This is a genomic window from Pseudomonas sp. RIT778, assembly GCF_019718735.1.
In the GTDB taxonomy this organism is placed as follows: Bacteria; Pseudomonadota; Gammaproteobacteria; order Pseudomonadales; family Pseudomonadaceae; genus Aquipseudomonas; species Aquipseudomonas aphyarum.
The window spans coordinates 63945-78929 of sequence record NZ_JAIHBA010000015.1 but is presented as its reverse complement, the minus strand read 5'-3'; the positions used below and the strand labels follow the sequence as shown (position 1 = coordinate 78929).

Below are 14985 nucleotides of genomic sequence, written 5' to 3'. Positions count from 1 at the left end.
AAAAGGGCGAACCCTCACAGGTTCGCCCTTTTTTGTGCCTCGTGGTTTGGCTGATCAGTGCCGTTCGAGGGCATTCACCAGGTCATGGAACGCTTCGCGGTTGGAGTCGTTCAGGCCCATGAGGATCTTGTGCGCTTCGAGCACCTTGATCCGCACCACTTCTTCCGACTGATCCTGATCCGGCAGGTCATCGAGGCATTCCGGGCACGGCACGGGATGGTTGACGATATTGAACACCTGCTCGAAACCCATCGACTGCAACAGACGGGTGATGTCCTCGTGGGTGGTGACCACGGTCGGCAGCAGGCCGACCTTCTGCCGCGACAGGATCGACAGTTTGGCCAGCAGGCCCAACGTGGTGCTGTCGATGCTGCGGGTTTCGGTCAAATCGATCACGATCGCGTTGAAATTCAGCGCGGTGAAGATTTTTTCAATAGTCGCATCCAACGCCGAACACAGGGTCAGGCGAACTTCACCGACGAACTTCAGGACGAAGGTGCCGTCCTGCTCGGCGAACTGGATTCTACCGGTACTCATCAAAGATTCCTGCTCAACACCAACAGGGCGATATCATCCGGCATCTCCCCTAGCGTGGCCAATCCAAAAACCTGCCGCAGACCATCCAGGCTGCCGCCCGCCGACTTCACCTTTTGCGGTAAAGCGGCTTCTTTCTCTTTGAGTGTGGGCTCTGGCAAAAGATCCAGAATGCCATCAGACATCAGCGTCAGGCTGAACGTCGGTGGCAGTTCGAGCACGTGGTCTTCGTAGGTGGCTTCATTGAAAAGCCCCACGGGCAGACCGCGCCCCTCGAGGTAGCGAACACTGTCAGGCGTGTACAACACAGGCAACGGCAGATGGCCGCCGATGCTATAGGTCAACAAACCGGTCTCCTCGTCGATGACTCCACCGACCATTGTGACGTGTTTACCCAGCTTACAACTGATCAGCCCCCGGTTGATATGACCGAGGACTTCCGAAGGCTTGAATTCCGGCAGCGTGCCGTTGCGCTTGGATTCGAACAACAAGCGCGTAGTCATGAACTTCAGCAGCACGGTGACGAACGCCGAAGAGGCGCCATGACCCGAAACGTCCGCCAGGTAGAACGCAACCCGGCGCTCGTCGACCCGGAAGTAGTCGACAAAATCACCCGACAGGTACAGCGACGGGATGATCTGGTGCGCGAACCTGAATTCGTCGATGCTCCACGGACTTTCCGGCAGCATGTTCATCTGCACCTGGCGACCGGCGTTCTGGTCTTCCTGGAGCAGGTTCAGGCTGGCTTCGAGTTCGCGGTTGGCCTTTTCCAGTTTCTCGCGGTAGCGCTGGTTTTCCAGCAGCAGACGCGCACGATCCAGGGCCCGGCGCACGGAGTGCTCGAGCACGGCCAGATCTTCGAGAGGCTTGATCAGGTAGTCCGCCGCGCCCAGGCGCAGGGCCTCGACCGCGTCGTTCATCACGCCGGCGCCCGAGACCACGATCACCGGAGTCTGCGGTGACCGCTCAGTGACCTGACGGATGAGTTCGAGACCGCCCATCTGCGGCATGCGCAGATCGCAGATGACCAAGTCGGGCGTGTCTTGCTCGAATACCTGAAGACCCTGCTGGCCGTTACTGGCCTGCAAGACGCTGAAACCACTGTCTTCCAAATAGGCCGCGAGGCTCGCGCGCACTACTTCGTCATCATCGATTATCAGCAGCGTGGCACTGGTTTTTGGCATGTGGGCAAACGGCGCCAGAATTAGGTTGGCGTAGCAGGCGGGGCAACGGCCCGGCGCAGACTACTGGATTCGCTTTCTAGCCTCTCTGCTGCACCGCTTCGGAGCGTTTGCCCCACACACGGTTGCACCAGAGGTGCCCTTCTAAGGCGCAGACGGTACTCCCATCCTTCGAGCGTTTCAAGCATGCGCCGATGGTCGCTTGGAGACTTTGTTTGTCAAATCACTCGCAGTTATAAGAACGGGTTCTTCGGTAACCCAATCATTGGTCGCGCCCACAAAAAAGGCGACCTCGCGGTCGCCCTTTTGTACTGATCAATCGAGATCAGAAATCGTCTTCGACCTGCCCGTCCTTGACCTTGAACTCGCGGTTCTGCAGGTAGGCGTTGCGGATGAAGGTGTACTTGTCGCCGCTGATCAGCTTCTCGCTCGACAGCAGGCTGGCGCGGGTGTCGACGATGTTCAGGCCGAAAATCGAGTTACGCACCGGCACATCGTTGATGTAGCGGTACGGGCCGGTGAAGCTGTCGACGTACTTGGACGGCGCGTCGCGCAGGGTGCTCGGGCCCATCAGCGGCAGCATCACGTAAGGACCGCTGCCAACGCCCCAGTAGCCGAGGGTCTGGCCGAAGTCTTCGTCGCTGCGGTTCAGGCCCATTTTGGTGCCGACGTCGAAGAAACCGAGCAGGCCGAAAGTGGTGTTGAAGATCAGGCGCGCGGTGTCGACGCCAGCGGCGGCCGGTTTGGCCTGAAGAATGTTGTTCGCCAGGTTGGTGACATCACCGACGTTGCGGAACATGTTGTGGATGCCGTCTTCCAGGAATTGCGGAGTAACAAATTCGTAGCCCTGCGCCAGAGGCTTCAGCGCATAGGTGTCGACGAAATCGTTGAACTCGAAGATCGGACGGTTGACGCTTTCCCAAGGGTCTTCTTCCGTTGCGGCCTGAGCGGCGAACGGCACCAGCATCACGCTGGCACATACACAAAGCTGAGCAAGAGGATGGCTCCAGCGCATAGAAAACTCCTTGGATAGTACGGACGCAGCACCTGGGCCGCGACGATAAGTGCGTCAGTATAAGACGGAAACGCCGCTTTAGGCAGTTCCCCGGTGAATCCCTCTGTAGGACGCTTCGTCATTGGCCTGTCATGCAACTGTCACCGATGTTGCCTAGCCTGATCGCTATTTCAGGGACGTTTTCCATGCCTCAAGCCGAAGCCTTGCCCCTCGCGGCACCGACGCTGACCGCCGTGCTGTTCGGACTCAGCGGCTGTCTGGTGGACTTCGGCGCCCGCGCCCGTCATCACGCCAGCGTCGGCCCGGAACACGCCGACGTCACACCCGGCGCCCTCGACAGCCTGCGCAGCCTGCAGCGCCAGCAAATCCCCTGCGCCTGGCTCGATGAGCTGTCCACGGCCTGCACTCAAGTCCTCTCATCGGCGCTGCCCGACTGGATCAAACCGTCGCAACATTCGGCAACAATCAATCCGTGGCCGGCGCCCAATGCCTGTTGGCAAGCGCTGATGAGCCTGAATGTCGATCGTCTCGACGGTTGCGTGCTGGTCAGCGGCGAACCGCGCCTGCTGCAATCGGGCCTCAATGCCGGGCTTTGGACCATTGGCCTGGCGTCCTGCGGCTCACTGTGCGGGCTGGCGCCGAGCGAATGGCAGGCCCTGAGCCAGAAGGAACGCGAACAGCTGCGCGGCAAGGCGACGGTGCAACTGTTCGGCCTGGGTGTGCACTCGGTGATCGATCATCTGGGCGAACTCGACACTTGTCTGGCGGACATCAGTCTGCGTCGTCTCAAAGGCGAAAAGCCCTGACCGGGATCATGCAGGTTGGCCAAGAGTGGATTAGTCTTAAGGAGAGCCATAGACCTTTGGCGCACGGCTGCGGTCTATGCCAGTGCCTCTCGATAAAAGGAAACAACCATGCCCGCTCAAGAACTGCAAAAACAGCTCAATGCCCTGCGCGAGCAACTGGATCAAAATCCTCCGCTGACCGAAGCCGAGCGCGCTGATCTACATGCGCTGATGGAACAGATCGAACTGGAACTTGAACTGGAAACAAAGACCCAGGACTCCAGCATTGCCGACGGAGTGAACCTGGCAGTTGATCGCTTCGAACTCGAACATCCCGCCATTGCCGGCACGTTGCGCAACATCATGAATTCCCTGGTCAGCATGGGCATCTGAAACCCGCGAATGCAAAAAAGCCCTGCCATCACTGGCAGGGCTTTTTCATGTCCGCGAGGCGGGTTACTGACGAACCAGACGATGGTTCGGCAGTTGCACGCTTTCGGTGCTGCGATACGGGTTGATGTCCAGCCCGCCCCGGCGCACATAACGCGCGAACACCGTGAGCTTTTCCGGCTTCAGCAGGCGCTGGAGGTCGAGGAAGATCCGCTCCACGCACTGCTCGTGGAAGTCCGAGTGCTGGCGGAAGCTGACGATGTATTCCAGCAGGCTGGCGTGATCCAGCGCGGCGCCACGGTATTCCACCACCACGCTGCCCCAGTCCGGCTGGCTGGTCACCGGGCAGTTGGATTTGAGCAGATGGCTGTGCACGCTCTCCTCCACCACGCGCGAATCGTCGCAGCGCAGCAGTTCGGGGCGCGGATGCTCGTAGTTGCTGACGCTGATATCCAGATCGTCGATGCACACGCCCGGCAACGCCACGACGCCTTCAGCTTCGACGTCTTTCAGGCTGCGAACCCGCACGCCCACCGGCTTGCCGGCAGCAGCGGACAGATCTTTGACCAGCGTCGCTTCGAGGCTCGCGATGTCGGCGAACGGCGTCTGGTTCAGAGAGTTCAGATACAGCTTGAACGACTTGGATTCGATGATGTTCGGCGAGTCCGCCGGAATGCTGAATTCACCGATCGCCACCACCGGTTTGCCCGACGGCAGCAGCCACGACAGCTCGAAGCAGTTCCAGAAATCCACGCCTTTATACGGCAGGGTTTCGGCGGTCAGGCCCAGCTCGGCCCATTTCGCGGTGCGCGGAATCGGGAACAGCAGGGACGGCGTGTACGTGGCGATGTATTCGCTGGATTTGCCCAGCGGCGAATGTTCGGCTGCGGGATGCATGGCGGAAACCTGACTGAAGAATCAGCGGATTCTACCAGCCTTTGCTCCCGCCTTTGAGTGCTTACTGACTGACAGTCAGTTTGCCGACCATTCCGGCCTGGTAATGCCCGGGAATGTTGCATGCAAACTCCAGGTTCACCGCTTTGCTGAAGGTCCAGGTCAGCTCGGCGGTCTTGCCCGGTTCCACCAGCACGCTGTTGGGGTCGTCGTGCTTCATGCCATGGCCCATCGAGCCGTGATCCATGCCCGCCATGTCGTGGGACATTTCCTTCATGGCGGTAGGCGTGAGCATGCCGCTTTGCTGCATCTGCAACATTTCCTGCTGATGTTTTGCATGCATCGCTGCGTCGCCGAGGTTGAATTCGTGCAGCAACTGGCCTTTATTCACCAGCACAAAACGAACGGTCTCACCGGCCTTGATCTCGATCGCCTTCGGATCATAGCTCATGTCGCCCATCACCACTTCGATGCTGCGGGTGGCCTTGGCCGCCGGGGCCGGCTGGCCGAAGTCATAGGTGTGCGCCGGCGATGCCCACAGCGGCGAACTGAGCGCCAGCAGACACGCGGCAAGGGCCAGACGGTTACGCAAAAACATAGTCGTACTCCAACAAATCAAGGTTCAGCCTGTGGGAAACTCTAGCCCGCCTGCGCTGGCAGCGACCTGACAGGCAGATTACAACTTTGTCAGGTTGGCGCTCACCGCGTTTGCCCACGGTATAACGTCCTCGTTCCCGCTACCCGAGCCGCCCATGAAACTGCTGATCGTCGAAGACCAACCCAAAACCGGCCAGTACCTGCGCCAGGGCCTGACCGAGGCCGGTTTCAACACCGAACTGGTGGCCGACGGTACCACCGGCCAGCAACTGGCGTTGAGCGGCGACTATGCGCTGCTGATCCTCGACGTGATGCTGCCCGGTCGCAATGGCTGGCAGATCCTGCAAGCGGTGCGCAGCGCCGGCCTGGAAACGCCGATCCTGTTTTTGACCGCCAAGGACACTGTTGAAGACCGGGTTCACGGCCTCGAACTGGGCGCCGACGATTATCTGGTCAAACCGTTCGCCTTCTCCGAATTGCTGGCGCGGGTGCGCAGCCTGTTGCGCCGCGGCAGTTCCACGCCTCAGGAAACCAGCCTGCGCCTGGCCGACCTGAGCCTGGACCTGATTCGCCGCCGGGTCGAACGCAGCGGCCAACGCATCGACCTCACCGCCAAAGAGTTCGCCCTGCTGGAAATGCTCCTGCGCCGCCAGGGCGAAGTGCTGCCCAAATCGCTGATCGCCTCGCAGGTCTGGGATATGAACTTCGACAGCGACACCAATGTGATCGAAGTGGCGATTCGTCGACTGCGTCTGAAGATTGATGACGACTTCCCCCACAAGCTGATTCACACCGTACGTGGCATGGGTTACGTCCTTGAAGAGCGTGCCGACTGATGCGCCGACTGTCCTTGAGCGGTCGGCTGGCGCTGTTGTTCGCCGGCTGCACCGCAGTGGTTTCGCTGGTCGCCGGGGTCGTTTTCAATCGAGCCAGCGAGGGTCACTTCATCGAGCTCGACCAGCAACTGCTCGAAGGAAAACTGCTCAGCGTACGTCAGACGCTGCTGAGTGGTAGCGACGCCGCGCACATCACCGATGAGTTGAGCCAGCAGGGCGATGTCTCGCTGCGCATCAGCAGCTCTGAGGGGCAACGCTGGTTCGGCCGCTCATTGCACGCCCCGGCAAACCTGCCGCAGCAACCCGGTCTGGCCACCATCAACGACAACGGCACCGACTATCGCCTGCTCAACGCCGCGCTTGAACCGGAAAAACCCGATTCCCCGCAATTGACCTTGCTGCTGGACATCACCCACCACCAGCACTTCCTGCAACGCATGCAGCATCTGATCTGGCTGACCGTCGGCCTGTCGGCGCTGGCCACTGCACTGCTCGGTGCCTGGGCGGCCCGCAGCGGTCTTCGCCCGTTACGCCGTATGAGTGCGGTGGCCCGTGGGATTTCGGCGCAATCGCTGAATGCCCGACTGCCGGAAGCGCGGATGCCCGCAGAACTCGCGGAATTGGCCCACAGCTTCAACGCCATGCTCGGACGCCTCGATGACTCCTTTCAGCGGCTGTCAGCGTTTTCCGCCGACATCGCCCATGAACTGCGCACCCCACTGTCGAACCTGCTGACCCACACCCAGGTCACTCTCACCCGCCCTCGCCCCCTCGAAGACTATCGCGAAGCGCTGCACAGCAACCTCGAAGAGCTGCAATGGATGGCGCAACTGGTGAACGACATGCTTTATCTGGCCAAGGCTGACCACGGTTTGCTGGTGCCCAAGCGTGAACCGCTGGAGCTGGCGGAAGAAGCCGATGCGTTGCTGGAGTTTTTTGCGCCGCTGGCCGAAGACGCTCAGGTCAGACTGAGCCGTGACGGTGCGGGGCGGTTTGCGGGTGATCGCGCGATGTTGCGCCGGGCGCTGTCGAACCTGCTGGATAACGCGTTGCGCTTTACCCCGGCCGCTGGCGAAGTACGTGTGAAGGTGGCCGAGCAGGCGAAATCCTTGAGGGTGACCGTAGAGAACAGTGGCGAGGGGATTTCTGCCGAGTTATTGCCGCGCTTGTTCGACCGCTTCTACCGGGCGGATCCGGCGCGACAGGAAGGCAGCAGCGAGCATGCGGGATTGGGGCTGGCGATTACTCAGTCGATCATCCGGGCCCATGGCGGGCAGATTCATTGCGAATCGGCTCAGGGCTGGACGCGGTTTGTGATTGAGTTGCCGAAAAACGATTGAGGCCGGCAATGCCGGCCTCAATGGGGGAACTTACGAATAGCGCAACGCGTGCGCCGGTTCGATCTTCGCCGCTCGCCAGGCCGGATAAACGGTGGCCAGGAAGCTGAGGATGAAGCCCGCCGAGCAGATCAACAGCACGTCGCCGCCCTGCAATTCCGATGGCAGGTTGCTGACGAAGTACACATCCGAACTGAAGATGTGCTGCCCGGTCACGCGCTCGACCCAGCCCACCATCTCACTGACATTCAGCGCGGCAATCACCCCCAACACACCGCCGATAATGGTGCCGACGATACCGATCACCGTGCCCTGCACCATGAAGATCGCCATGATCTGTCGTGGCGTGGCGCCGATGGTGCGCAGGATCGCGATGTCCGCGCCCTTGTCGTTCACCACCATGATCAGGGTCGCGATGATGTTGAACGCCGCCACCGCGACGATCATCAGCAGCAACAAGCCGATCATGGTTTTTTCCATCTTCATCGCGCTGAACAGGCTGCCCTGGGTGTGGGTCCAGTCGTCAGCCTTGAAATCGGCGCCTAGGCCAGTGGCAATGTCCGACGAAACCTTCGGCGCGGCGTACAGATCCTTCACCGCCAGACGCACGCTCTGCACCTGATTCGGTTCCCAGTGCTGCATGGTCGCGGCGTCGGAGACGTGGATCAGGCCCATGGAACCGTCGAGTTCGGCACCGACCTTGAATACGCCGACCACATTCAGACGCTGCATGCGCGGGGTGATGCCGCCCGGTGCGGTGCTGACTTCCGGCACGATCAGGGTGATCTTGTCGCCGACATTGAGGCGGAAACGCCGGGCGGTGATTTCACCCAGCACTACGCCGAACTCACCCGGTTTCAAGGCATCGAGACGGCCCTGAACAATGTGCTGGGCAACGATCGACACCTTGCCTTCCTGGGCCGGATCGACGCCGCTGATCTGGATCGGCTGCATCATGCCCTTGTAGGACAGCATGCCTTCCATCTCGGTGAACGGCACGGCGGCCGTCACTTCCGGATTCTTCATCGCGGCGGCGGCCACTGGCTGCCAGTCGTCGATCGGCTTGACGCCGACGATGGTCGCGTGCGGCACCATGCCGAGGATGCGCGAGCTCATTTCGCGCTGGAAACCGTTCATCACCGACAGCACCACGATCATCGCCAGCACGCCGAGGGCGAGGCCGATCATCGAGGTCATCGAAATGAACGAAACAAAGCGATTGCGGCGCTTGGCGCGGGTATAGCGCGTGCCGATAAAGATCGATAACGGTCTGAACATTCGCTGGGGCACCGTATAAAAATAAAAGACCCGATGCCTTTTCAGGCACCGGGTTTCAAGCCGTCAGATGGGGGTCAGGCAACCTTCCTGCAATTGCAGGACGCGGTCCATCTGGCGAGCCAGGTTCATGTCGTGAGTCACCACCAGAAACGCCGTGCGCATCGAAGTGCTGAGTTCCAGCATCAGATCCTGAATGCCTTCGGCGGTGTGGGAATCGAGGTTACCGGTCGGCTCGTCGAGCATCACCAGCCCTGGATTGTTCACCAGAGCACGGGCGATAGCCACGCGCTGACGCTCGCCACCGGACAGCTCTGCCGGTTTGTGTTCCAGGCGATGGCCCAGCCCCACTCGCTCCAGCAACGCCGTGGCACGCTGACGCGCTTCCGGGATTGCGGTCTTGCCGATCAGCAGCGGCATGCAGACGTTTTCCAGCGCGGTGAATTCCGGCAGCAAGTGGTGGAACTGGTACACGAACCCGAGGGCACGGTTACGCAGCAGTCCACGCTTCTTTTCGCTCAGCGCCGACAGTTCTTCACCGTCGAGCCAGACTCCGCCCTTGGTCGGCGTGTCGAGGCCGCCCAGCAGGTTGAGCAAGGTACTTTTGCCCGAACCGGATTTGCCGACGATCGCCACCCGCTCGCCTGGATGCAGTTCCAGTTGCAGGTTGGCCAGCACTTCCACCGACTCCGGGCCTTCCTCGTAGGATTTGCCCAGGTTGCGGCAGCTCAAGATTGCTTTTTCACTCATGCCCGACTCACTCATAACGTAGCGCCTCCGCCGGCTGGGTGCGCGCGGCACGCCAGGCTGGATACAGGGTGGCGAGGAAACTCAGGACCAACGCAGCGGCGCAGACCATGACCACGTCCTGGCTCTGCACCTGCGACGGCAGGTAATCGATGAAATACACGTCGGCGTTGAGGAATTTGTGTCCGATCACGCCTTCGAGGGCCGAAATCGCGGCGCTGACGTTGAGCGCGGCAAAAATCCCGACCACGGCGCCGATGGCCGTGCCGACCACGCCGATCACCGTACCCTGCACCATGAACGTGCGCATGATCGTGCCCGGTGTGGCGCCCAGTGTGCGCAGAATGGCGATGTCGCCCTTCTTGTCGTTCACCACCATCACCAGCGTGGAAATGATGTTGAACGCAGCAACCGCGACGATCAGCAGCAACAGCAGGCCGATCATGGCTTTTTCCATGCGGATCGCCTGATACAGATTGCCGTGGGTACGGGTCCAGTCGCGGGCGTAGTAACGGTCTTCGCCTAGGCGCTGGGCGATGTTCCACGCCTCACGCGGCGCCTGGAACAGATCGTCGAACTTCAGACGCAGGCCCTGCACCTGATCAGGCTTCCAGCGGTGCATCTTCGCCAGATCCTGCAGGTTGGTGACGCCCAGGTAACCGTCAAGTTCACCGGCGCCGACATGGAAGATGCCGACCACGGTGAAGCGTTTCATGCGCGGGAACATCCCGGCCGGGGTCACGCTGACCTCCGGCGCGACGAAGGTGACCTTGTCACCGAGGCCAACGCCGAGCTTGGTCGCGGCCTTGTCGCCGATCACGATGCCGAAGCTGCCCGGCGTCAGGTCGTCGAGTTTGCCCTGCTTCATGAAGTTGTCGATGATCGAGACGTTGCGCTCCAGCGCCGGATCAATGGCATTGAGCAACACCTTGGACACCTGGCCGTTGTTGGTCAGCAACCCCTGCATCTGGGTGAACGGCGCGACGGCCGCCACCTGCGGATTCTGCTTGACCTTGGCGGCCAGGCTCGGCCAGTCGTTGATGGCTTCACCGGTCTCGATGGTCGCGTGGGGCACCATGCCCAGCACGCGGGTGCGCATCTCATGATCGAAGCCGTTCATCACCGACAGCACCACGATCATCACGACCACGCCAAGGGCGAGCCCGATCATCGAAGTCAGGGAAATGAATGACACAAAATGATTGCGACGCTTTGCACGGGTATAACGCGTGCCGATAAATACGAAGAGAGGTCTGAACATGTCGGGGCTTGTTCGGAGGGAAAAGGAACGTCCTTGTGGCGGGGGTCGATAACCAGCTTTACACTCAGACCACCGCCGCTACCATGGGTTCGCCATGTCGACATTAGATGAAGAAGATCGCCGCGAATACTACCGTATCGAGGACACGATCGCACTGGAAATTCGGCCCCTGTCCGCTCCCGAAGCCGCAGGCCAGGAAGTGTTGCAGGATGCTTCTCCACTGTTCAACCTGCTCAGCGAATTGCACCTGAGCGAATTCGAGTCGCAGCACCTGCTGCGCCAGATCAGCGAACGCGACCGCGCCATCTCGGCGTTCCTGAAATCCCAGAACAAACGCATCGACCTGCTCAGCCAGGTGATCGCCCTGACCGTGCTCGGCCATATCGGCGAGCCGCAGCCAGTGATCATCTCCGAGGGCGGCATCGACTTTCAGCACCCGACCCCGATCGCCACCGGCGCTCACCTGTCGGTGAAACTGGTGCTGATGCCCCAGGCGCTTGGCCTGCTGCTGCGCGCCCGCGTCACCCATTGCGACCGCAAGGGCGACGGCTACGACGTCGGCACCGAGTTCGAACACCTGACCGATGCCCAACGCCAGTTGCTCGCCCGCTATATCTTGCAGAAGCAGGCCCAGGAACGACGTCTGGCCCGCGAACAGAACGAATCAGGCATTTAAATTAAGGAAGAACCGTGACCCTTATCTACGGCCACCGCGGCGCCAAGGGCGAAGCACCGGAAAACACCCTGAGCAGTTTTCAGGAATGTCTCAAGCACGGCGTGCGCCGTTGCGAGCTGGACCTGCACCTGTCCAAGGACGGCGAGCTGATGGTCATCCACGACCCGACCCTCAAGCGCACCACCGACCGGCGCGGCAAGGTGGTCGAGCACACCGCCGCCGATCTGGTGACCTACGACGCGCGCAAGGGCGGCCCGGGCTGGATCAAGCCCTGCCCGATTCCGACGCTTGAAGAGCTGTTCGAAAAGTGCGATTTCGAGCACTGGCAGCTGGAAGTCAAAAGCGCTTCGCGCACCCGCGCCGCGACCACCGTGCTGGCCATCCGTGAAATGGCGGTCAGGCACGGGCTGCTCGACAAGGTGACGATCACCTCGAGTTCGCGGGAAGTATTGAAGGCTGCGCTGGATCTGGTGCCCGACGTGTCACGCGGCCTGGTGGCCGAATACGCCTGGCTCGACCCGTTGAAGGTCGCGCAAAGCTACGGTTGCGAGATTCTGGCGTTGAACTGGACGCTGTGTACGCCGGAACGCCTGCAAAAGGCGCAGCGTCAGGGGCTGCATGTGTCGGTGTGGACCGTCAACGAGCCTGCGCTGATGCGCAGACTCGCCGACTTCGGCGTTGACAGCCTGATTACAGACTTTCCCGGTTTGGCCACTGCCACCCTCGGGAATTGCTGAAATCGGTCTCCCCGGCCGGCTCAGGCCACCGGCCGGAGCCCGTCAAAAAAGCCGGTTGAGGCCGTCGTACGCCGCTACCCGATAGGCTTCGGCCATGGTCGGGTAGTTGAACGTCGTGTTGACGAAGTACTTCAGGGTATTCAGCTCGCCCGGCTGGTTCATGATCGCCTGACCGATGTGCACGATCTCCGACGCCTGATAACCGAAGCAGTGAACGCCCAGCACTTCGAGGGTTTCACGGTGGAACAGGATCTTCAGCATGCCTTGCGGCTCGCCGGCGATCTGTGCCCGCGCCATGCTCTTGAAGAACGCCTTGCCCACTTCGTACGGCACTTTGGCCTGGGTCAGCTCCTGCTCGTTCTTGCCGATCGAGCTGATCTCCGGAATGGTATAGATGCCGGTCGGCACGTCATTCACGAAACGCCAGCTGCCATTGTCGACGATGCTGCCAGCGGCCGAACGGCCCTGGTCGTGGGCGGCACTGGCCAGGCTCGGCCAGCCGATCACGTCACCGGCGCCATAGATGTTCTGCACACAGGTGCGGTAGTTCTCGTCGACTTCGATCTGGCCACGGCTGTTGACCTTGACCCCGATGTTTTCCAGACCCAACTGATCGGTGTTGCCGGTACGGCCGTTGCACCAGAGCAAGGCGTCGGCCTTGATCTTCTTGCCGGACTTCAGATGCAGGATCACGCCGTTGTCCACGCCTTCGACGCGGTCATATTCTTCGTTGTGACGCACGGTGATGTTGTTGTTGCTGAAGTGGTAGCTCAACGCCTGGGAGATTTCCGAGTCGAGGAAGCTCAGCAACTGACCGCGGTTGTCCACCAGCTCGACCAGCACGCCCAGACCGCTGAAGATCGAAGCGTACTCACAGCCGATCACGCCGGCGCCGTAAACGATCAGTTTGCGCGGGGTGTGGCCGAGGCTGAGGATGGTGTCGCTATCGTAGATACGCGGGTGGTGGAAATCGATGTCCGCCGGGCGATAAGGACGCGAACCGGTGGCGATGATGATGTGCTTGGCCACCAGTTTCTCGACCACGCCGTTGGCGCAGACCACTTCGATGGTTTGCTCGTCGGCGAAGCTGCCGGTGCCGATAAACACGTCGACGCGGTTACGGGCGTAGTAGCCGGTACGCGAAGCGACTTGTTTGGAAATGACTTTCTCGGCGCTTTTCAACACGTCCGGGAAGGAGAACCAGCGCGGCTCGCCGATCGCACGGAACATCGGGTTGGTGTTGAACTGCATGATCTGCCGCACCGAGTGACGCAGGGCCTTGGACGGGATGGTGCCCAGGTGGGTGCAGTTGCCGCCGACCTGGCGACGGCTGTCGACCATCGCCACCTTGCGCCCTGCTTTGGCGGCGTTCATTGCCGCGCCTTCTCCCGCCGGGCCGGAACCCAGCACCACCACGTCGTAGTTGTAGACAGCCATGCGTACTCCTCAGAACAGGCCGCGGTGCCAGCAGCACCGGCGGCTAAATCACGCCGAACGACGGCGCGAAGGAACAATTGGGGGCCAGTAGAAAACCCGGACACAGTCTATAGAAGCGTCAACGCCGCGCACATTAACCCTTGGTCGCGTCGTAGGCTACTTTTGCCTGCACTACAACGCCAGCTTTCGTACTGTTCTCAGTCAACTTTTGCGCCACTGAGCCGTTCAAAAGCGTGACTGGTGCGTGTGACGAAACCTGTATCGGCACGAATCACAAAGAATGCACCAATGTCGTGTTTTTCGGCATAGTCCCAGGCCCTTTCAGGCCCGAGAATCAGCAACAGCGTCGATAGTCCATCGGCTATCAGCGCTGAAGGATGAATCACCGTGACCGACGCCAGATCGTGTAGGACCGGCGCACCGGTCCGGGCATCGAAGGTGTGGGAATAGCGCCGGCCATCCTGCTGAAAATAGTTGCGGTAGTCGCCGGACGTGGACAGGGCATAGCCATCGATATTAATGACGCGCTCTGCCACCTGCTGATCGTCGCGCGGCTCTTCCAGAGCGATACGCCACGGCGAACCATCTGGTTTCGTGCCGGATGCCTTGAGCTCGCCGGTGGCTTCGGCAAGGTAATCATGAATGCCCAGGGCCTCGAGCCGCGCGGCAATGGTGTCGACTGCGTAACCGGCAGCGATGCTGTTGAAATCCACCTCGACCGCCGCATCCTTGCACAACCGGTCGCCGTCGATGCGCAGGTGTTGATGACCGACTCTCTGCCGCACTTCGGCCAGCGCCGCCGCATCCGGGACTTTTTCTTCACGCCCTTGCGGGCCGAATCCCCATAGATTCATCAGCGGCTCAACCGTGAGGTCGTAGGAGCCTTCGCTTTGTTGCGACAGCTGCTCGCCCGCGCGGATCAATTCAAGGATCGGTGCGGGCATGATCTGACAGCGATCAGCCGGCAATGCATTGAAGCGCGAGATGTCGGAGTCTGCGCGGTATGTCGACATCTGCCGGTCGACGTCCGCGAGGATTTTTTCCACCTCGACACGCACCTCCTGCGGGGCAGGCAGATTGGCGTGGCGCACGTATTTGATCGAATAAGTGCTGCCCATCGTCGGCCCACCGAAAGCCTCCAGGGAATCGCCGTTGCCGCAGCCGGACAAAACCCCGCCCAGCAGCACGAGAATCCACCACCGTCCAGTTAACAATTCTTCATCTCCCCGCAAAACCGCGCCGGCCATTATGGGCTACGAGCGCAACGCTTTCTTACAAGATTT

At 60.8% G+C, this 14985-nt stretch carries 16 protein-coding genes; 6 read left to right on the top strand and 10 right to left on the bottom strand.

The genetic code is table 11. The features are described from left to right. Positions 1-54 precede the first annotated feature (54 nt). The 3 genes from rssC to K5E37_RS11625 form a co-directional block, all read right to left on the bottom strand. On the bottom strand, positions 55-537 hold the full coding sequence (gene rssC, locus K5E37_RS11635) for an anti-sigma factor antagonist RssC (protein ID WP_003226553.1): 483 nt from the start codon (positions 535-537) through the stop codon (positions 55-57). Then, on the bottom strand, positions 537-1718 hold the full coding sequence (rssB, locus tag K5E37_RS11630; RefSeq protein ID WP_221533878.1) for a two-component system response regulator RssB: 1182 nt from the start codon (positions 1716-1718) through the stop codon (positions 537-539). Before rssB ends, rssC begins: the two co-directional genes overlap by 1 nt. A 322-nt stretch (positions 1719-2040) precedes the next feature. Further along, positions 2041-2730: a VacJ family lipoprotein gene (locus tag K5E37_RS11625; RefSeq protein ID WP_085608221.1), complete on the bottom strand. Its 690-nt coding sequence runs from the start codon at positions 2728-2730 to the stop codon at positions 2041-2043. Positions 2731-2915: 185 nt separating this feature from the next. Between K5E37_RS11625 and K5E37_RS11620 the strand changes: the two genes are divergently transcribed. Together K5E37_RS11620 and K5E37_RS11615 are read left to right on the top strand one after the other, a co-directional pair. Further along, positions 2916-3536 (top strand): HAD family phosphatase, encoded by a 621-nt coding sequence (locus tag K5E37_RS11620; RefSeq protein WP_221533877.1) that lies wholly within the window; start codon positions 2916-2918, stop codon positions 3534-3536. A gap of 108 nt (positions 3537-3644) precedes the next feature. Beyond that, on the top strand, positions 3645-3908 hold the full coding sequence (locus tag K5E37_RS11615; protein ID WP_179694268.1) for a DUF4404 family protein: 264 nt from the start codon (positions 3645-3647) through the stop codon (positions 3906-3908). 63 nt (positions 3909-3971) lie between these two features. Here K5E37_RS11615 and queF read toward each other — a convergent pair whose 3' ends face one another. Further along, positions 3972-4802, bottom strand: coding sequence for an NADPH-dependent 7-cyano-7-deazaguanine reductase QueF (gene queF / locus K5E37_RS11610; RefSeq protein ID WP_085608218.1), 831 nt, complete (start codon positions 4800-4802; stop codon positions 3972-3974). Between the two features lie 61 nt (positions 4803-4863). After that, positions 4864-5397: a plastocyanin/azurin family copper-binding protein gene (locus K5E37_RS11605; RefSeq protein ID WP_221533876.1), complete on the bottom strand. Its 534-nt coding sequence runs from the start codon at positions 5395-5397 to the stop codon at positions 4864-4866. 154 nt (positions 5398-5551) lie between these two features. Here K5E37_RS11605 and K5E37_RS11600 point away from each other — a divergent pair, with 154 nt between their 5' ends. Continuing rightward, complete coding sequence (locus tag K5E37_RS11600) at positions 5552-6232, top strand: heavy metal response regulator transcription factor (RefSeq protein WP_007951608.1); 681 nt, start codon at positions 5552-5554, stop codon at positions 6230-6232. Continuing rightward, a complete protein-coding gene (locus K5E37_RS11595) occupies positions 6232-7572 on the top strand; it encodes a heavy metal sensor histidine kinase (protein WP_221533875.1) in 1341 nt (446 codons plus the stop codon). Before K5E37_RS11600 ends, K5E37_RS11595 begins: the two co-directional genes overlap by 1 nt. A 30-nt stretch (positions 7573-7602) precedes the next feature. Here K5E37_RS11595 and K5E37_RS11590 read toward each other — a convergent pair whose 3' ends face one another. The 3 genes from K5E37_RS11590 to K5E37_RS11580 all read right to left on the bottom strand — a co-directional run bounded on the left by K5E37_RS11590 (position 7603) and on the right by K5E37_RS11580 (position 10852). Next, positions 7603-8847 (bottom strand): lipoprotein-releasing ABC transporter permease subunit, encoded by a 1245-nt coding sequence (locus tag K5E37_RS11590; protein ID WP_064381083.1) that lies wholly within the window; start codon positions 8845-8847, stop codon positions 7603-7605. 63 nt (positions 8848-8910) lie between these two features. Next, positions 8911-9594, bottom strand: coding sequence for a lipoprotein-releasing ABC transporter ATP-binding protein LolD (gene lolD, locus K5E37_RS11585; RefSeq protein WP_162831788.1), 684 nt, complete (start codon positions 9592-9594; stop codon positions 8911-8913). A 7-nt stretch (positions 9595-9601) separates the two neighbouring features. Continuing rightward, the gene (locus K5E37_RS11580; RefSeq protein WP_221533874.1) at positions 9602-10852 is read right to left on the bottom strand and encodes a lipoprotein-releasing ABC transporter permease subunit; all 1251 of its coding nucleotides are present in this window, start codon (positions 10850-10852) and stop codon (positions 9602-9604) included. Between the two features lie 94 nt (positions 10853-10946). Here K5E37_RS11580 and K5E37_RS11575 point away from each other — a divergent pair, with 94 nt between their 5' ends. Together K5E37_RS11575 and K5E37_RS11570 are read left to right on the top strand one after the other, a co-directional pair. Then, entirely contained in the window at positions 10947-11528 is a 582-nt protein-coding gene (locus K5E37_RS11575) for a PilZ domain-containing protein (protein WP_207983433.1), read from the top strand. Positions 11529-11542: 14 nt separating this feature from the next. Beyond that, positions 11543-12265, top strand: a complete 723-nt coding sequence (locus K5E37_RS11570; protein WP_007953017.1) for a glycerophosphodiester phosphodiesterase — start codon at positions 11543-11545, stop codon at positions 12263-12265. A 42-nt stretch (positions 12266-12307) separates the two neighbouring features. Here K5E37_RS11570 and sthA read toward each other — a convergent pair whose 3' ends face one another. Both sthA and K5E37_RS11560 read right to left on the bottom strand, forming a co-directional pair. After that, positions 12308-13702, bottom strand: coding sequence for a Si-specific NAD(P)(+) transhydrogenase (gene sthA / locus K5E37_RS11565; RefSeq protein WP_102688107.1), 1395 nt, complete (start codon positions 13700-13702; stop codon positions 12308-12310). Positions 13703-13899: 197 nt separating this feature from the next. After that, positions 13900-14949, bottom strand: a complete 1050-nt coding sequence (locus tag K5E37_RS11560; protein WP_260404107.1) for an FAD:protein FMN transferase — start codon at positions 14947-14949, stop codon at positions 13900-13902. Between the last annotated feature and the right edge of the window lie 36 nt (positions 14950-14985).